The 21,233-nt window shown below is 43.4% G+C and carries 24 protein-coding genes; 17 read left to right on the forward strand and 7 right to left on the reverse strand.

All coding sequences use genetic code 11. From position 1 onward, the window contains the following. Position 1 precedes the first annotated feature (1 nt). The 6 genes from HC026_RS04020 to HC026_RS04045 all read left to right on the forward strand — a co-directional run bounded on the left by HC026_RS04020 (position 2) and on the right by HC026_RS04045 (position 4,839). Positions 2-814, forward strand: a complete 813-nt coding sequence (locus tag HC026_RS04020) for a MerR family transcriptional regulator (RefSeq protein WP_168924709.1) — start codon at positions 2-4, stop codon at positions 812-814. A gap of 4 nt (positions 815-818) precedes the next feature. Next, on the forward strand, positions 819-1,937 hold the full coding sequence (gene mutY, locus HC026_RS04025) for an A/G-specific adenine glycosylase (RefSeq protein ID WP_168924710.1): 1,119 nt from the start codon (positions 819-821) through the stop codon (positions 1,935-1,937). 57 nt (positions 1,938-1,994) lie between these two features. Beyond that, entirely contained in the window at positions 1,995-3,419 is a 1,425-nt protein-coding gene (locus HC026_RS04030; protein ID WP_168924803.1) for an MDR family MFS transporter, read from the forward strand. Further along, positions 3,419-3,928 carry a DUF4811 domain-containing protein gene (locus HC026_RS04035; protein ID WP_168924711.1) on the forward strand — a complete coding sequence of 170 codons (510 nt, stop codon included), beginning with the start codon at positions 3,419-3,421 and terminating at the stop codon, positions 3,926-3,928. Before HC026_RS04030 ends, HC026_RS04035 begins: the two co-directional genes overlap by 1 nt. Before the next feature lie 80 nt (positions 3,929-4,008). After that, the gene (locus HC026_RS04040) at positions 4,009-4,326 is read left to right on the forward strand and encodes a hypothetical protein (RefSeq protein WP_168924712.1); all 318 of its coding nucleotides are present in this window, start codon (positions 4,009-4,011) and stop codon (positions 4,324-4,326) included. A 312-nt stretch (positions 4,327-4,638) separates the two neighbouring features. Next, positions 4,639-4,839, forward strand: a complete 201-nt coding sequence (locus tag HC026_RS04045) for a cold-shock protein (RefSeq protein WP_054736490.1) — start codon at positions 4,639-4,641, stop codon at positions 4,837-4,839. 72 nt (positions 4,840-4,911) lie between these two features. Here the strand turns inward: HC026_RS04045 and HC026_RS04050 are convergent, their stop codons facing one another. Both HC026_RS04050 and HC026_RS04055 read right to left on the reverse strand, forming a co-directional pair. Then, positions 4,912-6,330 carry a PH domain-containing protein gene (locus HC026_RS04050; protein WP_168924713.1) on the reverse strand — a complete coding sequence of 473 codons (1,419 nt, stop codon included), beginning with the start codon at positions 6,328-6,330 and terminating at the stop codon, positions 4,912-4,914. Next, positions 6,320-6,796: a PH domain-containing protein gene (locus HC026_RS04055; protein WP_168924804.1), complete on the reverse strand. Its 477-nt coding sequence runs from the start codon at positions 6,794-6,796 to the stop codon at positions 6,320-6,322. The genes HC026_RS04050 and HC026_RS04055 overlap by 11 nt, the downstream gene beginning before the upstream one ends. Before the next feature lie 427 nt (positions 6,797-7,223). On the opposite strand from HC026_RS04055, the gene HC026_RS04060 reads away from it, so the two are divergent. The 4 genes from HC026_RS04060 to HC026_RS04075 all read left to right on the forward strand — a co-directional run bounded on the left by HC026_RS04060 (position 7,224) and on the right by HC026_RS04075 (position 8,897). After that, a complete protein-coding gene (locus HC026_RS04060; protein ID WP_168924714.1) occupies positions 7,224-7,928 on the forward strand; it encodes an NAD(P)H-dependent oxidoreductase in 705 nt (234 codons plus the stop codon). Positions 7,929-7,931: 3 nt separating this feature from the next. Further along, positions 7,932-8,108 carry a hypothetical protein gene (locus HC026_RS04065; protein ID WP_168924644.1) on the forward strand — a complete coding sequence of 59 codons (177 nt, stop codon included), beginning with the start codon at positions 7,932-7,934 and terminating at the stop codon, positions 8,106-8,108. A gap of 79 nt (positions 8,109-8,187) precedes the next feature. Beyond that, on the forward strand, positions 8,188-8,499 hold the full coding sequence (locus HC026_RS04070; RefSeq protein ID WP_168924715.1) for a DMT family transporter: 312 nt from the start codon (positions 8,188-8,190) through the stop codon (positions 8,497-8,499). 11 nt (positions 8,500-8,510) lie between these two features. Next, positions 8,511-8,897 (forward strand): DMT family transporter, encoded by a 387-nt coding sequence (locus HC026_RS04075; RefSeq protein WP_168924716.1) that lies wholly within the window; start codon positions 8,511-8,513, stop codon positions 8,895-8,897. Between the two features lie 189 nt (positions 8,898-9,086). Here HC026_RS04075 and HC026_RS04080 read toward each other — a convergent pair whose 3' ends face one another. Continuing rightward, on the reverse strand, positions 9,087-9,764 hold the full coding sequence (locus HC026_RS04080) for a potassium channel family protein (protein ID WP_168924717.1): 678 nt from the start codon (positions 9,762-9,764) through the stop codon (positions 9,087-9,089). Then, on the reverse strand, positions 9,757-11,100 hold the full coding sequence (locus tag HC026_RS04085) for a TrkH family potassium uptake protein (protein ID WP_168924718.1): 1,344 nt from the start codon (positions 11,098-11,100) through the stop codon (positions 9,757-9,759). The genes HC026_RS04080 and HC026_RS04085 overlap by 8 nt, the downstream gene beginning before the upstream one ends. Positions 11,101-11,302: 202 nt before the next feature. On the opposite strand from HC026_RS04085, the gene codA reads away from it, so the two are divergent. Beyond that, entirely contained in the window at positions 11,303-12,559 is a 1,257-nt protein-coding gene (gene codA, locus HC026_RS04090; RefSeq protein ID WP_168924719.1) for a cytosine deaminase, read from the forward strand. Positions 12,560-12,701: 142 nt separating this feature from the next. On the opposite strand, the gene HC026_RS04095 is transcribed toward codA, so the two are convergent. Beyond that, a complete protein-coding gene (locus tag HC026_RS04095; protein ID WP_168924720.1) occupies positions 12,702-13,157 on the reverse strand; it encodes a hypothetical protein in 456 nt (151 codons plus the stop codon). Between the two features lie 194 nt (positions 13,158-13,351). Here HC026_RS04095 and HC026_RS04100 point away from each other — a divergent pair, with 194 nt between their 5' ends. Then, positions 13,352-14,179, forward strand: a complete 828-nt coding sequence (locus HC026_RS04100; protein WP_168924805.1) for a ribonuclease H family protein — start codon at positions 13,352-13,354, stop codon at positions 14,177-14,179. Between the two features lie 18 nt (positions 14,180-14,197). Here the strand turns inward: HC026_RS04100 and HC026_RS04105 are convergent, their stop codons facing one another. Further along, positions 14,198-14,764: a DUF2179 domain-containing protein gene (locus tag HC026_RS04105; protein WP_168924721.1), complete on the reverse strand. Its 567-nt coding sequence runs from the start codon at positions 14,762-14,764 to the stop codon at positions 14,198-14,200. A gap of 125 nt (positions 14,765-14,889) precedes the next feature. On the opposite strand from HC026_RS04105, the gene HC026_RS04110 reads away from it, so the two are divergent. The 5 genes from HC026_RS04110 (at position 14,890) to HC026_RS04130 (ending at position 20,455) form a co-directional block, all read left to right on the forward strand. Continuing rightward, positions 14,890-15,441, forward strand: coding sequence for a sugar O-acetyltransferase (locus HC026_RS04110; protein ID WP_168924722.1), 552 nt, complete (start codon positions 14,890-14,892; stop codon positions 15,439-15,441). Positions 15,442-15,924: 483 nt separating this feature from the next. Beyond that, positions 15,925-17,502 carry a BCCT family transporter gene (locus tag HC026_RS04115; RefSeq protein ID WP_168924723.1) on the forward strand — a complete coding sequence of 526 codons (1,578 nt, stop codon included), beginning with the start codon at positions 15,925-15,927 and terminating at the stop codon, positions 17,500-17,502. A gap of 207 nt (positions 17,503-17,709) precedes the next feature. Then, positions 17,710-18,846, forward strand: coding sequence for a GGDEF domain-containing protein (locus HC026_RS04120; RefSeq protein WP_168924724.1), 1,137 nt, complete (start codon positions 17,710-17,712; stop codon positions 18,844-18,846). Between the two features lie 73 nt (positions 18,847-18,919). Next, entirely contained in the window at positions 18,920-19,861 is a 942-nt protein-coding gene (locus HC026_RS04125) for a phosphoglycerate dehydrogenase (RefSeq protein ID WP_168924725.1), read from the forward strand. A gap of 168 nt (positions 19,862-20,029) precedes the next feature. Beyond that, positions 20,030-20,455, forward strand: a complete 426-nt coding sequence (locus HC026_RS04130) for an OsmC family protein (RefSeq protein WP_168924726.1) — start codon at positions 20,030-20,032, stop codon at positions 20,453-20,455. A 49-nt stretch (positions 20,456-20,504) separates the two neighbouring features. On the opposite strand, the gene HC026_RS04135 is transcribed toward HC026_RS04130, so the two are convergent. Beyond that, positions 20,505-21,167, reverse strand: coding sequence for a hypothetical protein (locus HC026_RS04135; protein WP_240891017.1), 663 nt, complete (start codon positions 21,165-21,167; stop codon positions 20,505-20,507). Positions 21,168-21,233 lie beyond the last annotated feature (66 nt).

Consider the following 21,233-nt stretch of genomic DNA (forward strand, 5'->3'; position numbering starts at 1 on the left):
ATTGATAGAAGGACAACAACTTTCTGCAGGGCAGTTTGCCCAGCTCATGAGAATCGACCGGCACGTGCTGAATCGGTTTGATGAACTGGGGCTGTTTGAACCGGCAGTTAGGGACAAAAATGGGCGCCGGTCATACGATTTAAACCAGGTCAATCAATGGCTGTCGCTACAAGCCACGGTGAAGTTAGAAAACGATTTAAACCAAACTAAAGCGACGCTAAAGAACAATGAAAATGATCACGTTGCGATGCTCAAGTATCAGCAGCAACTCATTGAAGAACAACTCAATCAACTCGGTGTTGCACATCAGCAGATTGCTCAAGAAATTTCCAATCAAGAAACAGCTCGCCAGGCGATGCCAGAGGCTGCAACGGTCGTGAACCAGCCACCAGTTGACCTCCTGACGACTACTCTGCCTGAGGAAATGGCAGTTAACGGTGCACAAATTCAACAACAGGTGGCCCACGTGCTATCAGTTATGGCTATCCCACCCGTTCATTTATTAGTGGGAAAGGTGCATTCTCACCATGCCGTAGAGATGGGTAACAGTGAATTGGTTACGGCATTGTATACGCCATTGGCCCCAAATAGTCATGTGAAGGCTGATACTAGCCAAACTGGCGGCAGGGTCGTGATTGCTTATCATCACTTGGATCAGCCCTTAATGGTTGGGTTTGACCGACTACGCAAGTTCGCTGATGAGCACGACCTTGTTCTCGGCGGTGACTTTTATGAAGAGCCTATTATTAGTAGTTGGCAAACCAGTGAGCCGCATGACCAAGTTGTACGTTTGTCAGTTGAAGTAAAGGAGTGATAACATGATCGAATGGTCAGAAAACCAAATTCACGCCTTTAGAAAAACCTTACTGGATTGGTATGATGTTAATGGTCGTCAATTACCATGGCGACAAGATCATGAGCCTTACCACGTTTGGATTTCGGAAATTATGTTACAGCAAACACAGGTCAACACCGTGATTCCCTACTACCAGCGATTCATGACGGAATTTCCCACGGTGAGTGATTTAGCAGCGGCACCTGAAGCTAAATTGATGAAAGCCTGGGAAGGGTTGGGCTACTATTCTAGAGCTCGTAACTTGCAAAAAGCCGCCAAGCAAATTGTCAATGAGCGGGGTGGACAATGGCCCAAAACTGTTGAAGGGTTGCAAGAATTGGCGGGAATTGGTCCTTACACTGCTGGTGCAATTGCTAGTATTGCGTTCAATGAGCCGGTCCCAGCCGTAGATGGCAATGCTTTTCGAGTGTTCGCCAGACTGCTTGAAATTGATTTAGATATTGCTAAGCCTCAAGCCCGGCCTATTTTTGAAAAGATCATTGAACGCATTATGTCTCCGGATCGACCCGGGGATTTTAATCAAGCAATTATGGATCTCGGGTCCAGTTATATGACGGCTAAAAATCCTGATTCAGCTCATTCTCCCGTAAAGGCTTTTAATCAGGCCTACATAGATGGTGTTGAAATGCAATACCCAGTTAAATCGAAGAAGCCGAAACCGGTTAAAGTCTCCTATTACGGAATCGTGATCCGGCAAAACGATCAATTTTTGATGCAAAAACGGCCTAGTGAGGGGTTACTGGCTAATTTTTGGACTTTCCCGTTGATTGCGGAAGACGATGTACTCGCTTTGAGCAAGACACCGGAACTCGTGACGGATGAAGAACGCTTAAACTTACTAGAACAATTAATTCGTCAGGAATATGGGCTCCACCTTCGCCTAGTGCCGATGGGTGCTAAACCGGTGAAGCACACGTTTACCCACCGGCAATGGATAATCTCATTATTAAGTGCTGAAGTGGCGCCAGACGCTGACCTCAGTTTCTTTCCTGGAAAATGGTTATCAACACAAGAATTAAATACCATTGCTCTGCCCAAAGTCCAGGAGAAACTCATGCAACGGTTAGTTAACACTAAATAGAAAGAAAGTGAGCTTTTGGATGAAAAATTACATCATTCAGATCAACCTGTCGATCAAATGGGGCGGCCGTATAACCGGATAATCCTCGTCTTTACGATGTTAGTGGGAACATTTTGTACCTTCCTAACATCAACCATGCTGACAACTGCACTGCCAACATTAATGAGTTCCTTTAATATTTCAGCCAATACCGTTCAATGGTTGACCACTGGATTCATGTTGATGATGGGAATCGTGATCCCCATTACCGGTTTTTTCCTTCAGCGGTTTGATTCACGAAAATTATACTTATCAGCGATTGTTATTTTTGGTATCGGGACGCTCATGTGTCTGGTTGCCACGAATTTCTGGATGATTTTAGCTGGCCGGTTGATTCAGGGGGCTGGCGTGGGTATTACCGCACCGGTTTACCAAACGATTATGACCTCAATCTTCCCGCCATCTAAGCGAGGTGCTGCTATGGGTACTGCGGGAATGGTGATTGGCTTAGCACCCGCCATTGGCCCAACACTTTCTGGCTGGATTTTGATGCACTATTCTTGGCGAATGCTCTTCTTATTCATTCTGCCAATTTTACTGCTGGTCCTTGTGATGGGCTGGTTTACATTACGAAAAGTATTACCTACAAAAAAGGTTCCGATTGACTGGTTATCGGTTTTACTTTCGGTCATTGGTTTTGGTTCCATGCTGTTTGCCTTCTCGTCAGTCGGTAATTACCAGTGGACGGATCCCATCGTTTACGTGACTTTAAGTGTGGGCGTCATCGTCGTTGCACTTTTCATTTGGCGATCATTGATAATTAGTAATCCGTTATTGCAGCTTAAAGTTTTTGCTCATCGTGAGTTCTCGCTCTCCGCTGCGTTAGTCGCTGTGTCATTTATGGCAATGAACGGCTTTACGTTGATTTTGCCAATTTATTTGCAAACTGTCCGCGGTGAATCGCCATTGGCTTCCGGGCTGACGTTATTGCCAGGTGCAATTGTTATTGGGCTAATGAACCCACTTACAGGGCGGATTTTTGACCGTTTAGGCGCGCGTAATATGGCTATCGCAGGTATGTTTTTACTGACGTTGACCACGGGTTCCTTTATTCCAATTACGGCAACCACACCAGTCATCGATATCGTGTGTCTTTACACCGTGCGGATGATGGGGATCTCCATGGTCATGATGCCCGTTACGACAACGGGTATGAATGCTTTGCCTCTAAACTTGATTAGTGATGGGACCGTTGTTAATAACACGGCAAGACAAGTCTTTGCCTCCATGGGGACTGCCGTATTAGTCTCCGTGATGTCTAATGTGACGATGAACAGCATGCCTAACCATGGCGTAGCTAAGGCAACACCCATTTTATTCAAACAATTAGCATTGCACGCTAACGTAGTTGGGTTTCGATACGCCTTTGCCATTGCCACTAGCTTTGCATTGATTGGCTTAATCATGGCCTTCTTCTTAAAAAAATCTAAGGGGGTGCGCTAATGATTGCAATCCTATTATTTGCAGGCGCCTTTCTGTTCACTGGCAGTATGATTTTTATGGTGGCCGGGACTAAAAAGACCGTCTGGGTGACCATTGGTTTTATTTTGACGGTGGGTAGTGTTTTACTGATGATTTTGAATTACAATCAGTACTTAGGAATGAAAGAAGTCTCCGTAAGCCACGAGTACCCTCTGACCTCCAGTTTGAAGGGGCAAAAGCGGGTGTTACTCTATCGCCACCTTGGAACTAAAGATGAACGGGTTTACTTCTACAAGAACAATCCGCTTGAATCGAAACTGGCGCGCACTGATCCAGAAAAGGGTTCGGTTAAGTTGACTCAAAATGCGAGTCATAACCGTCTTATTGTAACCAAAACATACCGGGTTTATCGAAACGAAGAGTTACGGCTGTTATTCAGTGTTGGCGTTAAAAATCACGATTATGTGAAGACCAACTGGCACTTCAATCTAAAACCGGGGTGGCGGGTGATTGCCATGCCAGCAAAATGACCAGGACGGATTAACTTTCACACCTTGGGAACATCGTGTATAATGAGCACAATGCAATAATCAAATTGGGGGAGCCGAACATGAATAACGTTTTTGATGTGTTAAAAATGATTACGATCAACCACCAAGGAGTTGATGGCGCACAACTTGTCGTCACCGATCTGGAAGGCAAACCCAATAGTCTGCTGACGGATCTTTTACGGGATACAGTCGGTAATATGCGGTTGTTTATCAATATGGAAAAAGTTGATTCACCCGACGATGTTATTGCTGAATTTGGTGATACAACACCGCTGCCTGACGACGTGCTGGATGAATACTCCAAGATTCTTAAAGAACGCGTTGCCGGACTTAATTTTGCACCTCAAAAAGACACGATTGAGTTATTGATTCGTTAAATTTGATAATGAATAACTAAGCTTATGATAACCAAATGACAATATGTCGATAATACTGTTTGAGATCCAGTTATGCTTGGATAAATAGCAGTATATCGGGCTTGATATACTGCCAGCGGATATATGATGATTCGGAACAAGCCATCATTTTTGAGCAGTTTATTGTTGCACTTTTTTGGATTACCTGTTATATTATTGTTAATGTATTTATGCTTCGGAATTAAGGTACAACGTTCTTTTTAGAATGGCTCCTTATTCAAAAGTTTCAAATGCAAAATTTATTTGCGCATGGCGCATGGAGGTTTCATTCTAATGGAACAAGGTACTGTTAAATGGTTCAACGCTGACAAAGGTTACGGTTTTATCACTCTTGAAAACGGCTCAGATGTATTCGTACATTTCTCAGCTATCAATGCTGACGGCTTCAAGACTCTTGAAGAAGGCCAAAAGGTAACTTTGGATGTTGAAGACGGCGACCGCGGCCCACAAGCTGCTAACGTTACTGTTGCTTAATTCTTAATTAAGCTAATAAAAACCACCAATCATTTTGATTGGTGGTTTTTTGTGCTATCAACAACTTTTGACCTAGCTTGGGTTCACATACCACTGGTAAAGCGACTGTGCCACTTGTATTGGCAAGTAGCGAACCTCAACTTGCTGAGAAGAATCACCATGGCGTAATTGAAGTCGTAGGTGAGCTAACTGTGTCCGTTTCATCCAAATCGACTGAGCGATTGTCATAGCTTGAATTCGACGCTTAGGAATTAAATAAGTTGACCGTTTAAAGAAGTGACCATCTTGTGTGCTGAGTAAGTGTCGACTTAAAATCGCTATGCCCATGTTATGTCCGGCATAAGAACCTAACCCGACCGCCACTGGCAATAACAGTAGCCCCAGCCAACCCCAAGGTCGAAAAAAGTAACCTAAGGCAACCACTGGAATTGCTGCCAGGACCACTGCATTTCTGATCAGTAACCACTTTGCCTTTTTACTGATTCGAATATACGTTGGTTCAACTGATGGCAGCCATTGAATGAAAGGCTGAATTTGTTCGTAGTGGCGTTGACTAATTACCGGCATCATGACTAGGTTATTTTGATCTTCCTTGTCTGCAGCCGAGGAGGCAAGAATCACCTGAACGGATGCTAATTTTAACCACTGTCGGATAATAGTTTGCTCAATGACTACGGCTTGAATCCGGTTTAACGAAGCGGTAATCGTATTATGCTGGAAAAAGCCTTTTTCAGTGAGTAACTGATTATCCTGTTTTGTTAGTTGAAAATGGTAATAACGTTGGATGATGATGAGGTAGCTTGTTAGCATGCCGATGATTAGGATGCCCAGTATCGCACTGATTAGAAAGATGATATTCAAATGCTCTGCCCGGCTAAACACTGATTGTAGCCATTTTTTAGGAATGATGTTGTCTAAATTATTATATAGCCAACCTAAGGCCACCATTAAAGGAAGAATTCCTAATGAGGTGAGTGCATAGAGGTTTAAGTCAGTCCAGTCGATGTGATAAATAGTGCCAGAAGTCGCCGGTGTGTCCGGGACCCCCTGATCGTTTGGCTGCCCGTTAACCCGATTTTGCAGCTGATCCACAACTCGTTTCGAAACGACTGGCAATTGACCTTCAGCCTTGGAATTTGATTGGCCAGCGGTTTCAATACTTACCGCTAACACTTTGAACGGTTTCATATAAAACCACTGTTTTAATTGCAAGGTTTGAATCCGATTATAGGGGATGTGAATCTGCTGCCGGAAAATGACACCTGAATGGATGGTGATTGCTTGGTCGTCCAATTCATACGTAAACCACCAGTATTTAACAACTGCTAAGATAATTGCTAAGGAGACGATGCCGCTTAGAATCATGAGGTACTGCCACCGGTGCAGTTCCTTAATTACGCCAAACATGATTAAGGTGAACAAGACAATGTTAACGAGATTCTTCCACACCATCAGTATCAGCGTTAGTGGGTGTAAGTGCTTAGTTGTCATAAGGAGTCGCCTCCATTGCAAGGGCCATGATCTGTTGTTTTAACTGTGATGCAGTTTCTGGCAATACCGACTTAATTTTGTGTGAAGTTGCCGCAGTTTCAATACTCACGGTTTGCAGTTGCTGCCACTGCAGAATTGGACCGGCTTCTAAAGTGACGTTTTGGATGCGATTGATTGGAATCGCAGTTTGCTGATGAAAGAAGAATCCAGATTCTATCTCCACTTCTTGAGTCGATATTTGATAACGCCAAAACCGGTATCGATAGGGAATCAATGCCAATTCTATGGCAACATCCAGCACCGTTAAGCCGGCACAAATCAGCCAAAATACAGGCGACCATTGCCACCATTTAGTGGCGGCAATTAAGCCACCCGTAACGACCAGACCAACTAACAATGAACATCCCGCACTAACTCGCCAAACCGTTTTAATTTTTGCTGGTAATGCCTGTCCTTTTTCCATAATGACCTCCGTGGGTTGACCGAGTTACTTTTACAGCTTAAGAATACCTTATTAGCAATTGTTTATCCATGATGAATGTTGAGCTGTTAGGCTGATATAAAATTATCTGGGTTAGTTCGCGACTGCACCCAAGTTACCAGAACAATCTTTACGCAATTAATACACAAACAACAAAGGTTCATTACAGATCAACGGTACACTTATCTCGAATGGTAAGGGTTGCGCATTGAGCATGCGTATAAATCCCATGACCATTCCCAGTAGTTCGGTCGCTACTGTGCTCTCCCTATAAAACACTGCACAAAAACGGTTTTGAGAAAGCCTACTCTCAAAACCGTTTTGTCGTCAAAAAATAGATATTATAAGCTTTTGTGGCACCAGTAAATAATGGGTGTGATAAGATGAGCTTAATTAAAAATATCGTGCAGAAGTGATTGGAGGCGGTTTTATCAAAACTTTAGTAGTTGTGGGACACCCGCAAATTGAAGATTCTAGTACGCAGCAGTTTTTAAAGGAAGCTGCGAATTTACCAGACGTGATCTGGCATCCTGTCACCAGTTTTGCTGTAAACGTTGCGGCTGAGCAAGCATTGATTAAGCAGGCCGACAGATTAGTGCTGCAGTTTCCACTTTATTGGTACAGCGCACCAGCCATTTTAAAAAATTGGTTGGATCAAGTGCTGACTCGTCATTTTGTTTATCCGGCTGCGATGGGCGGCTTAGTGGGTAAAGAATTAGGAATCGCCGTTAGTTTGGGCTCACCAGCTAAAAACTTCGCTGCTGGAGCCGGTGAAGATTTTAGCATTTCCCAGATTATGATTCCCTTTCAGGCGCTGGCCAATAAGACACAAATGACCTTCTTGCCGACGTTTATCATTGACCAGTTTGGGTACCAGTCCGACGACACAAAAGCTAACCTACTCATTGATTATCAACGCTACTTGACCCAAGAACGGCTTGGACATTTTGATGATAAAACCAATTGGCTGATTGGCCAATTAACGGATTTAATTACAACTGTACCGGAAGAAAAACGGCAAAGATTAACGTTAATTTTGGAAGAAATTAAAAATAATCAAGCAACTTTAGATGATCTGCAGATGAACATCAAAATGATTCATGATATGGAGGATTGACTAATGGCTGAACAAACCTGGGCAACGCAACAGTTGATGGCACTGGCAGCACAGACACCGCAATTTAAGGAGCGAGCGCTGTATTTAGCTTTAGCCGAGCTGAGTGAAGAACAGCAACGACGAATTAAACTGGCACAAGGAGAGTTAGATGGACGGACGTGGAATCCTTCCAATTGGTGAAGCACTATTTTCCCGGGCAACGATTAGGGTTAGAATGAAGGCAAATAATATCTAAAGAAGCGGGGCGATGAGGTTGTTATTGGGATACGGGTTTTTGGTTGCGGCCATTGTTTTTGAAATTATTAGCAGTTCATTGCTGAAAGAGTCGGATGGTTTTCACCGGTTGCTCCCCACTATTTGCTTAGTCATTGGGTACACGATTACACTGTTTCTTTTCTCCAAGTCGCTTCGCTGGTTAGATCTGGGAGTGGCCTATGCGCTTTGGGGCGCCATCGGGACGCTTTTCACCACGATTGTTGGGATTGTTTTCTTCAAGGAACGCGTCAATCGCTCAAAGGTGGTTGGTGTGACGTGCATTATTATTGGTACGGTGATGCTAAATATATTGTGAGGTGAGGGCGGATGTTTAGGTACTACGTGGCGTTAGGAATTTCAATCGTAACCGAGATTCTCGGGGCGATTTCACTGAAATTATCAAGGGAATTCACACAGTTTTCCTGGACGTTTCTATGCATTGGCGTTTTTTTAATCATGCTCTATAGCCTGTCATATGCTATGCGTGTCGTACCTTTGAGTGTTGCTTATGGCGTATGGTCAGGTGCTGGAACAGTCTTAACCGCTGCAGTCGATGTGACCCTGTTTCACCAAACCTTTTCAATTGGTGAGCTCCTTGGATTGGCACTTATCGTGGTTGGTATCGTGTCTCTGAACTGGTCTGGTGAAGCTGAAGAGGAAATCGATTACGAGGCATTGCAGGTGGAAAATAAGATGAACGTAAAGGGGCTGTGACACAACTCGGTAGATTCCAGAGTATAACGCAGAACAATGTCATTCCGATGGCCTTTATCGGGATGGCGTTGTTCTGCGTTATATGGCCGGAATCTGAGTTGTGGAACAGGTTAAGGCTATGTGCAAGTAATGAACTAAATCCTTGTCGATATAGACTTATGTCACAATCCCTTCACATTTTTGGAAAACCTATGAAAGTTGTGCGTCCCCATTGAACTGATTAACATCAGTGGTATAGCCAACTACCGAAATTAAATCGTTGAGTTTTAACTTATCGTTAGCATCAGGTGAGAGGTTAACTTTACCATCTGTGTTGATAGCAATGACGTTGATGTGATACTTATTACGGACGGACAACTCGTTAAGCGATTTGCCAACAAACTCGGGATTATCGACTTTGACTTCAGCCATGGTGACCTGGTCGTTTAACATCAGGTAATTGACGATATTAGGTTGGAGCTGATGAAAGACGATTCGCCGAGCCATATCACGCTCTGGACGAACAATCTGATCAGCACCAATTTTCTCAAGTACCCGTGCGTGACTTTCGTTTTCAGCCTTACAAATCACGTCTTTGGCACCGAGTTCTTTGGTCAACAGGGTCGCCATGATGCTAGCTTGAATGTTTTGACCAATCGAAATGAAAACGTGGTCGAAGCTACCAATTTCCAGTTCCTTCATCGTATCTTCATCTTGTGCATCTGCAATAACGGCCCGCGTGACGATGTTAGTGAACTCGTTGACTCTTTCCTCGTCGATGTCCACAGCCAAAACTTGCTGGTTAGCCTGGACTAATGACTGACAAATGGCACTGCCAAACTGTCCTAAACCAATAACGGCGTAATTTTCATTTTTTTGTTTAACCAATTGGCACACTCTCCTCTGGGTAACGGTAGGTTAGTTGCTTGCGGTTGGCATTTAAAATTGAAAACATCACGGTGTAGATTCCCACCCGGCCAATGAACATCAAAAACATAATGATCAGTTTCCCAAGCAGGTTCAGGTGTGGTGTTAGACCCAACGAAATTCCGGTGGTTCCAAACGCTGCTAATACTTCAAAGGTGACGGTTTGCAAACCATCATTGTTAGGAATTGGCTGGGTAGCGCAGAGAATTAAAGTTGCCGTTGCTAAAATAATCAGTGCAACGAAGATTAATGTCAGTGCCCGGAAAACGTTAGCTTGTGTAAACCGCCGATGACCAAAAGTGGCGTCTCGTTTACCGCGCAGAGTTGCGATACTTTGCAGCGTGAGCAAACCAATGGTAGTGGTTTTGACACCACCAGCAGTTGAACCAGGCGTCCCACCAATGAACATCAGCAACATGGTGAAGGCGATACTAGCGATGGATAGTTGTTGGTATGGCAGAGTAATCAACCCCGCAGTTCGCGGAGTAATGGCCATAAAAACGGTGTTGATCAACCGATTGCCATAGGAGACGTGTGGGCCGAGAAATGCTAGATTATTTTCACTTAGTAGGTAAACCACAATTGACAGCAGCATGAGTACTGAGCCGGTACCCAAAGCTAACTTGGTATGCAACGTCAAATGATGCCGTCTGGGATATAAAAGTAAGTCCTGCCACACTAGAAAACCGAAAGAGCCGGCAATAATTAAAATAGCCATTACACTTAATACATATGGGTCATTAGCGAATCCTTCTAGGCTGTTACCGAAAAGATCAAAGCCGGCGTTACAAAAGGCAGATACGGCGTGAAAAATGCTGAACCAGAGCCCTTTGATCAAACCATAACGGGGGTAAAAGTCGACCATCAATAATCCGGCACCGGCGAATTGAATGATTAGTGAGAGGAACAAAATTAATTTGATGACACTGAGCTGTGATAGATTGTCAAGATTGAGTGATTCTTGTGCGAGCAGCCGCGTTGAAAGTTTCATCTGCCGGCGCATGAACAAGAACAGCATGACGGTAAAGGTCATGAAGCCTAACCCGCCAAGTTCCATTAGCAGCAAAATCACCGTTTGACCAAAAATCGACCAGTGGAGGGCGGTACTCACCAATGTTAAACCAGTGACGCACGTTGCACTGGTCGCGGTGAAAAGTGCATCCAGTACGGAGGTCGTATGTGTGCCACGAGTGGCAATTGGCAGGCTTAGCAAGATTGTACCAATTAAAATAATGATCAAGAAACCTAGGGTCAGCATTTTTGGCAGTGATAAGTGCTGACGTTTTGGAATTGACATATCTGATCCTCCTTGTATGTATTCAATCTCACTATAGCGAAAATCAAGTTAGTTTAAAAGTAAAATGGTCATTCTTTCAGCTCTAGATTTATCGTGCGAAAAGTAAATTATCAGGAAATAAATAACACGACTAATAATTGGTAAGTCCCGTGGTATAATCAAGTTATATGCGTAAACAAAATAAGCTGGGGGTTGTAAAAAGATGCTGATACAGCAAGTGTCAATTGAAAATAGCGAAACCTTGAAAGATGTTCGAATCGAGGACGGCAAGTTTGTTGAAATTGCTGAACACATCACTCCAAAGGATAGTGAAGGACTGATCGATTGTCGTGGTAAATTATTGTTGCCACCATTTGTTGACCCTCACGTTCATTTGGATTCAACATTGACAGCTGGGGATCCAGAATGGAATCAGTCTGGTACGCTGTTTGATGGTATCCGAATCTGGTCTGCAAGAAAACAGAAGTTGACCATTGAGGACGTCAAGAAACGCGCGACGCAAACATTAAAAAAGCAAGCTAGTCATGGGACTCAGTTTGTGCGGTCACACGTGGATGTAACGGATCCTAATTTAACTGCATTGAAGGCGCTAATCGAGGTTCGGGACGAAGTAAAAGACTTTATTGAGCTCCAGTTGGTTGCCTTTCCTCAAGAGGGAATCCTTTCTTTCCCACATGGTAAGGAATTAATGACTAAGGCAGCTGAGATGGGCGTTGACGTCATCGGCGGAATTCCACACTTTGAATTTAACCGTGAGTACGGCGTGGAGTCCTTGCATTTTGTCAGTGATTTGGCTGAGAAGTATGATAAATTAATTGATGTGCACTGTGACGAAATCGATGACCCAGCTGCTAGAGGCCTTGAGACACTCGCAACCCTGGCGTACGAAACTGGCATGAGCGATAAGGTGACCGCTAGCCACACCACTGCTTTGGGCTCTTATAACGATGCCTATGCATACAAGCTTTTCCGTTTGTTGAAGATGTCTGGCATTAATATGATTGCTAACCCACTGGTAAACACCTTCCTGGGTGGTCGGTTCGATACGTATCCAAAGCGTCGAGGAATGACCCGGGTTAAGGAGCTCACTGAAGATGGGATTAACGTTGCTTTTGGTGAAGATGACATTAAAGATCCATGGTATCCGATGGGTGATGGCAACATGTTAGATCCATTGCACCTGGGACTCCACGTCGCACAGACGATGGGCTATGATCAAATTATGAATTCATATCGTTACGTCACCAAAAATGGCGCGCGGGCAATGCACATTCTAGACCATTACGGAATAGAAGTTGGCAAGGAAGCCAACTGTATCATTATGAACCGTGATAACTTCTACGATGCACTGAACGAGCGGGCAGAAGTACTGTACGCGATTCACCATGGTGCAGTTACCGTCAAGACTCAACCACAAGAGGTAAAAACGTATTTCGCGTCAAATGATATGACTAAGTAATCATTCGGGTAATTAGTTAACAAAATCCCTTAGAACAGTCGATAACGGTATGACTGTTCTAAGGGATTTTAGTAAATCGGGATTGAAATTCTGATGTCAAAATAAAATAAAAAAGTTCCGATTAAGTTCAGAACTCACGATGCTAAGCGTGCTTTTTAGGTTTGTGTGCACGAGAATCTGCCGCCTTCTTTTTGGCGATAGCTTCCTTATGCAACGACCGCAGCTGATCCTTGTAACCTTCGATTTCTTCAGCATGGGTTTCGTGCCACTCTTTGAATGAAAATTGGCTGTCAGTATCACCTGGTTTAAGACCAGTTTGGAGCCAGAATAGAGCTTGAGTTAAACTGGAAAAGTTATGCATCCATAGAGTTTGACCGTTTTCAGAATCAAAGGCCACGTAGGACTTGTAGTGCTTCTTTAAAAAGGTGTGTTTACGAATTTTGAACGCTTCCCGTTTACGAGTGAGCCGATAATCTGGTAGGATGTATTGACCAGTTAATGTTAGCTCTGGGAAAAATTCATTGGCTTGACTATGTTGCTCTTTCAACAGCGCGTGGGCTTGATCGATGTTGATGAGCTGAGCGTGGATTTCTGACATCAGAGTTCCTCCTCTTGAACTGCTGGATAAATTGACAAAGTTCATCATTGAACGTTGATTTTTGTTAAATAGTGTTTACACTAATAACTTTAGCATAATTTTCACAGAATTAGTATGATTGACTACCGAAAAATTGGGATTGTAATAAGAATTTACTAAACTTAAATAATATTTAAAGTGATAAGTGGGTGACTATTTTGGGTAAATACTACGCAGTACGTAAGGGTCAGCACCCTGGTATCTATACCAGTTGGCCAGAAGCACAAAAGGAAGTTTCTGGTTTTTCTGGTGCCGAATTCAAGGGCTTTAACAGTGAGGCGGAAGCCAAGCAATTTATGGGAGAAACAACCGCCGAACATTTAAATAATGACGGTATGATTATTGGCTATACAGATGGTGGTACTAGGAACTCGGGTAACGTTAAAGGCGGTCACGTAAAGGCTTCTGATCCAGCAGCCTGGGCCTATCGATTAGAATTACCTGGTAAAGTACTGAGTGATTCTCACGGGGAATGGGGAGCAACTAATAATCGAATGGAAATCATGGCGTTCATTAAAGCACTAGAAGCCTTGATTGACGCAAATCAGCAAAAAGCTGATATTACGCTAGTGCTTGATTCGAAATATGTTTTAGATGCAATCAATAAAGACTGGTTAAAAGGTTGGCAGCGACGTGGTTGGCGACGATCTGGCGGAGAGCTGATGAATGCTGAGCTATGGCAGCAAGTCAGTCAACTATTACCAAAGTTTCCCAAGCTATCGCTGGTTTGGACAAAGGGACATGCAGATAATCAGGGCAATATTTTTGTAGATAGTTTATTGAATAAAACCATGGATGCCATGTTAAAGCGTGGCAGACCCGTTTCGACTCGACCAGTCAACACGACAGCTGGTTCTAATAATAAAACGACAGGTAAGCCCAAGATGGTAAAACCGGCAGCCAAACCACAAAAGGAAGTTGACCAGTCAGTTTCAGACATTAAAAAGGCACTAGGACAACTGGATTTGTTTAAGAATCCATAGCCTAGTGCTTTTTACTGTTTACTTTTCTTTATGAGCGACTTTCCTGAAGCGTCGTTCAACTTCCTTGCTCCAAAACCCACCGGACATTTGGGTTGGTTCGTTGACCATGACGAATGCTTCAGGGGCTAGTTGATGAATTAAGTCCATCAGTCGGTGATCAGCTTTCCGTGGTGCCAAGATATTTAAAATCAGTCTTGAACCGTCACGACCATATCCCCAAGTTTCTGTGACACCATAGCCGTTGTTACGTAAGTCTTCTGGCAGCTTTTTATTTTGCTGATACTTCGGATCGTCATTATCAATTTTGACGGTGACCTGAAAGTTAACGTACCCCAGTGCAACATGGTCTTCGATGAGAATACCAAGGTAAATCCCAATTCCGAAACCAACGGTATAAGCAACGACGTTAATTGGGGAATTAATGTTTTTCAATGCAATTGCCAGGGCAATCACGTATACGAATTCCTCTAAAACTGCTAATAGTGGTGCCCACAGACGCTGACGGCGGACAACCAACATGGTTCGAAACGTATTTAGTGTTATATAACAAGCATTTAGGAGAAAGATAGTTAGTGCAAGTTTCAAATAAATCGCCTCTGCTTTCCATTTTGGATACTACTTTAGTTTAGTTGCAAAGTATCATTGATGGAAGCAATTTAACTCAGATTTGTGACATGTGATATGCTTATTAGCAAAGGAGTGTTCAATTCATGACAACAGAACGCGAAAAAATGACGGCTGGAGAACCCTATAATCAATTCGATCCTGAACTGATTAACCGTCGAGTATATATGAGACAACAACTGGAAGAAATCAATCAGATTACTGATAATGACAATCGGAATGGTCGATTTAAAGCATTGTTGGCAGACGTTGGTGATGATTTCTTCGTAGAATCATCATTCAAATTCGATTATGGCTTCAATATTCACATTGGCAATCATTTTTACGGTAACTACGACATGACCTTTCTGGATACCTGCCCAATAACGATTGGTGAGCACTGTTATTTTGGCCCCAATATTGGCCTGTATACACCAGTTCACCCACTGGATCCGGTACAGCGAAACGCAGATGTTGAACTAGGCAAGCCAATCACGATTGGTGATAATGCTTGGTTAGGTGGCCGGGTAACAATCTTACCAGGGGTCACTTTGGGCGATAACGTAGTGGTTGGCGCGGGCTCTGTGGTAACCAAGTCATTTGGCGATAACGTTGTTATAGCAGGGAACCCAGCTCGAGTGATTAAAACCATCAATTAAATGTGATTCCTTATCAATTGCACACATTTTACTTATTCTTTCAAACGTGTATAATGAAAATGTAAATTCATTCGGGTTACATTTGGAAGTGGCAATTTGTTGCAGAGAAAGCTGTTGCAAGTGGTCTTAGACCGTTTTCGACAGCTTTTTTGTGTTTTGTACTTTGCTGACCCTTATGAAAATACGTCGGGTGTTTTCAGAGTTGAAAGGTAACAATTTCATCGGTGGTTTCAAGTACATCTTAGCTAATAAAAAGCCATGGTGTACTTCACGAATTAAAGCACGAGACGCAAGGTAGAGGTTTTAACTGGCTCACAAATGGTCTGAATTCGATAACGGGATTCTTATCAGGCGTGAGTTGAGGGCGGCCTTTTACAGCCTTGCCGGACACTTTGGTTTGCGCCACACTCTGTCCCCGGTATGTACAATTATTAGAGGAGGAATATTATTTTAAGAAGCAAGTTAATCAACAAGTGGGTCTTTGTGCCAACTGTGGGATTATTCTTACTGGCAACTTTAGTGTTAATGATAGGTGGAAAGGGTCTTCAAACACCGCTATCTGGCCTATTGAGTTGGATGAACCTAAAGTTAGGGTGGATGTACCTTGGTATTTATATCATCAACTTTGTCTTCTTAATCGGATTGGCATTTAGCCGATATGGGAAAATTAAAATTGGAAAACCTGATGACAAGCCGGTTTACAGTGGTTTCAAGTGGGGCGCAATGGTTTTTGCCACTGCGATTGATGCCAGCATTATGATGCTGTCGATCACTGATCCACTGACGGTTATTCAAAATCCACCTTTTCACATCAAAGCCTATTCTCACGCCGCCTATATCTCTGCCACAATGATGGGGCAGTTTAACTGGGGGCCAATGGCTTGGATGATGTTTGCACCCGCTGCAGTTTTGATTGGTTACCTGATGTATCGTAAAGGTCAGCCAGTTCAAAAACTCAGTGATGGGATCGGCATGCTAGACGGTGATAATCATCAATCAACAAAAAAGTTTTTTGGTGGCTTGATCAACGTCCTTGTCGTGATTGGTATTATTGGTGGTGTTGGTTCATCGATTGGGATGGAAGTTCCAATTACAGCCAAAGCATTTTCAAGTGCAACCGGTGTTAAGTACGGTTTGCCGCTAGAAATGGGCTTGTTTGCCGTCTTGTTTGTTCTGTTCGCTGTTACAGTCTTTAAAGGCTTAAACGGTGGGATCGATCGATTGAGTATGGCACACATTTGGTTAGCCATCGGTTTTCTGGTCTTAATTTTATTCTTTGGCCCAACGCGTTACATTATTACGAACGAAGCGCGCAGTTTAGGCATGCTGGCACAGAAGTTTGTGCCAATGGCTACGAATACGCAGCCAAGTGCCACCCAGCAGGATACGATCTTTTACTGGGGCTGGTGGTTATCATACATGCCAGTAATGGGATTGTTCATTGCGAAGATTTCCAGAGGTAAGACGATTCGTCAGATGCTCATGGGTATGTTGCTGTACGGCTTTACCGGCTGTGCATTATTCTACGCCGTCATGGGTGGTTACGCACTCTGGCTGCAACAAAATGGGGTCATTAACCTGGTCCACATTTTAAACACTCAGGGTCAGGCTGCTGTCATTGCAACCGTTATTGGGACGTTGCCGATGAAGCAAGTCATGACATTGCTTTACTGCTTGTCATGTTTCATCTTCTTGGCGACAACCATTTCTGGTTCAGCATACATTCTGTCATCGTTCACAAGTACACCACTGAAGCGCCGCGAACCAACCCGTTTCAATCGGATGACATGGGTCATTATTTTTATGATCTTTGCCTTCTCATTGGTCTTAGTGGGTGGTTTCAAAGTGATTCAGACGATTTCTGTCTTAGCTGGATTCCCGTTGATCGGGGTTTGTGCGGTCATACTGATGTCAATTCATCGTTTGGTCAAGCACGATCACGAGCTGGTCTTTACACCATCTCCAGAAATTGCGGAAGTGGCAGCTCGTCCAGTTACAGTGGAACGAAAGTCGGCTATTCGTGGTAAGTTGATCTTATCGCCTAACCGCTTAGCTAATTAAATTTTGAATTGAATAATAGTTCTGGTAAAAATTGTTAAAAAAGATTTTTACCAGAACTATTTTTTGAAATGAAAGCAAACCCGGTATCTTCGCGGTTGCGAAAGTCGGGTCAGTTATCTTAAAATAGCAGAGGGCAAACAGAAACAGAGAAATGTAATAAAATAATACGGATGTTTTCAAAATTAAATTGAAAACGGAGGAAATGTTATGTTGATATGGGAAGTTCGTGGGGTCAACTTTATCATTAATCTGCTATTATTAACGGGATTTACTTTATTGTACTCTTGGCTGCAACGAACCGACTTTCACCTTCAAATTTGGGAACGACTTCGTGGAGTAAGCCAAATCGTGCTCACAATTGGGTTTCTAGTCCTTTTTCACTTGGCTTCAGAGCTTCGTATCATGGAGGCACACGATAGGCAAGGACTCGGCTGGAGTTATTTGGCGTTTCAAATTGGTGTCATTATTTTTGCTCTGTTCTTCAAGCGGAGTCGCTGGTTGTTCTTAAGTCTCACGGTGACGTTGCTGTTCTGGTACTGGTGGTTGCCTAATTTGACGTGGTGGGGTTATTTCTTTGTGGCAACCATGATTGTGATGGGGATAGCCGATCGGTTTGGGTATCTGATTATTGATCGGCCTATTTTGTATTATCCGTTCTGCTTTTTATTTTCAGCTCCGTTTCTGTGGGCCAACTGGATCTCGTTGCGTGGTATTGAAGTCGGTTGGGTAATTGCATTAGCTCAGTGTTTCGTCGTGTATTATTTACTCTGGTTTATCTATTACCAGCTTAAGCGTCAAAACGAACGACAAGCACTGCTCATTTACGAAGCCAGGCGGGATAACTTAACCAAGCTCAGTAATTTTAGAATCTTTACCGAAGACTTACACCAAGCCTTCAAAGAGTACGGCGAAAATGGTACGCAGTATTTGCTTTACACCTTTGATATTGACCATTTCAAATGGGTGAATGATCGCTATGGTCATTTGGAGGGTAATGAAGTATTGAAGGCGGTAGCGACTGAATTAAATCGGCTCTTACCTACAATCAGCACCAACAGCAAGGCTTATCGAGTCGGTGGTGAAGAGTTTTCGTTCATCGTGTTCGACGTGGAAACTCAACAAGGGACTGCCGAGATGGTCGCGGATCAGGTGCGACAGGAAATTGGCGGCCTAAAGTTCATTACACCGCATGATGAACAATTTCAAATTACCATCTCCATGGGCCAAGATCAGGTTGATGCTGAGGACCAGAATTATTTGGATGTTTATAAGCGGGCGGATCAACGATTATATCATTCAAAAGAAGCCGGTCGGAATAGAGTTTCCACAGTTACTCAGCCTTAAATTAAAAGATTAGCCGGAGTCATGTTAAAATTTAAAGCGTGAAGAATACTTAAAACAGAAAGGAATTCTCAGAATGCAAAAAGTAATTATTCCGGAGATTGCTGACAAGCAAACCGACCATTATTTAACTAAGAAAGGTTACGAGGTGCTCACTGTTGCTGATGCTGATGAGGCGACTATTTTGGCAACAGCACCAGACGTTGCTGGCATTATGATGTTTGTGTCACCTTTCCCCAATGATTTGTACGACAAGTTGCCAAATCTGAAAGTACTTGCCCGTTATGGTGTGGGGTATGACAGTATTGATGCAGAGTACGCTGCAACCAAAGGTGTTTGGGTGACTAATACCCCTGGCGCCAATGCGACTAGTGTGGCAGAAAACGCTGTAACAGATATGATGATGTTAGCAAAGCAATCATTTGAAGTTTCAACTTTGATGCGTGCTGGCCAGCAAGATGCTGCTAAGCAAATCTTTGGCCATGAAATAACCGGTTCCACAGTGGGAATAGTAGGTTATGGTCATATCGGTCAAGCGGTTGCCAAAATGCTCAGTGGTTTTGGCGTAAAAGTTCTAATTTACAACCGAACTAAGCGACCAACTGAGTACGGCGAATACGTGGACTTGGAGACCCTGATGAAGCAATCCGATTACGTGACGTTGCACATTGCGGCCACTAAGCAAACGACACACTTGATTGGTGAAAAGGAGATTAGCCTGATGAAACCTAGTGCCTCACTGATTAATTTAGCACGAGGCTCAGTAGTAGATGAACAGGCATTGATCAAAGCACTCGAGGACCATCAAATCGCCAGCGCTGCCTTAGACGTTTTTGACGAGGAACCGTTACCAGCCGATAGTCCATTTTTCAAGATGGATAACGTCTTTTTGACGCCACATACTGGCTCGAATACCGTTGAGGCTGGTGTGAAAATGGCACTTGGCGCGTCTAAGATGATTGATGAGGCGTTATCTGGTCAAAAACCAGAATGGGCAGTTAACGCGCCGAAGTTATAAAATTCGTTAATTATTAGCTGATAGTTACTCCTTTTATTAGTGGTACCTAGATTATCTTGTGTGTTTTGGGGCAAATTAGTTTGTACAAATCATACAAGCTAAATGCTTTGGAATCGCTTTCTTGCGTGCTACACTACAGGCACAAAAAATAAAAGGGGGATCCTGACAATGGCAATTGATGGATCGTTATATCATACTGAGGCAGTTAATGAAAAAGGTTTGAGCGGTGTCAGCTTCATTCGTGGTAATGAAGGCTTAGCGCTTGGTGTAAGCAGTTCACTGGTCAAGGGGTCTGGAACGAATCCAGAACAATTAGTTGGGTTAGCGATTAGTACGTGTTTTAACGCAACCATTGAAATCATTGAGCAGTTGCACAAATTACCACACACCAGTGTTGTTCATACGGGTGTTGATCAATTAAAGGACGACACAGGCTATAAGTTTGTGGTTAGAGTCCAAGTGTTGATGACTGGTGTTGACCATGAGCAAGCACAGGCATTAGTTGATGAAGCCAAAAACTACTGCCCAGTGGCTAAGATGATTAAGCAGAACGCTAACGTTTCGTTTGAAGTAGTTGATGAATTTGCGTTTTAATCAGTCAATAAAAAGTTCGTCCGCGATGTATGCGAACGAACTTTTTTGGTTATAAACGTTGATGCTTTAATTTTCGAAAAATGTATCGGTCACTTAACGCAATGAAAGTACCCTGGAATAGTAAGGCAACGATGGTACCGATATTCACAGCCCATAGGTGACGCTGGATCACAAAACAGATGGCAATAATCGTAATCGGGATAATGAAGGCGACGAGCGATGCAGTCACCGCGTTGCCGTGTAAATATCTAAATCTTAGAATCTGCATGAAATCGTCATTTGGATGAAGGATGAGATTAATCCGCTGGTAGATGGAGATACCACAACCAATCATCATCACGCCAATAATGTCTAAAATCACTGATGGTACCAGTGATAACTGCTGGATGTGAAAGACGGTCAATAGCTGGGCGATCCCGCTGACTAGGTAGCTGAACGGGACCATGAAAAGGACGTTGCCCAACATCCGATGCCAATCAAACTGGTGGAGTAACATCGCGTTTGATAGGATAACCGCAATGCCCTCAAGTAGCAAAATATTGCCCAGGTTCATATTGAACAGGTGGGACATGTTGACAGCAGACGCGGTCCATAACGCGCTACCAAGGTTTAGGGAGACCGTCAGTGCGTTCCCTAATGAATTGATTATAATAGAGATAATAAGTAAGATACAATCTCCTAAAATAGTTGTTTTCCCGTTGTCTTGATACACGCGCGATCCCTCCATAACGATTCCATTATACGGGATTACATTTAAAAAGAAAGGGCGATTGCCCTG

The organism is Secundilactobacillus angelensis (genome assembly GCF_012641075.1).
GTDB classification, from domain to species: Bacteria; Bacillota; Bacilli; order Lactobacillales; family Lactobacillaceae; genus Secundilactobacillus; species Secundilactobacillus angelensis.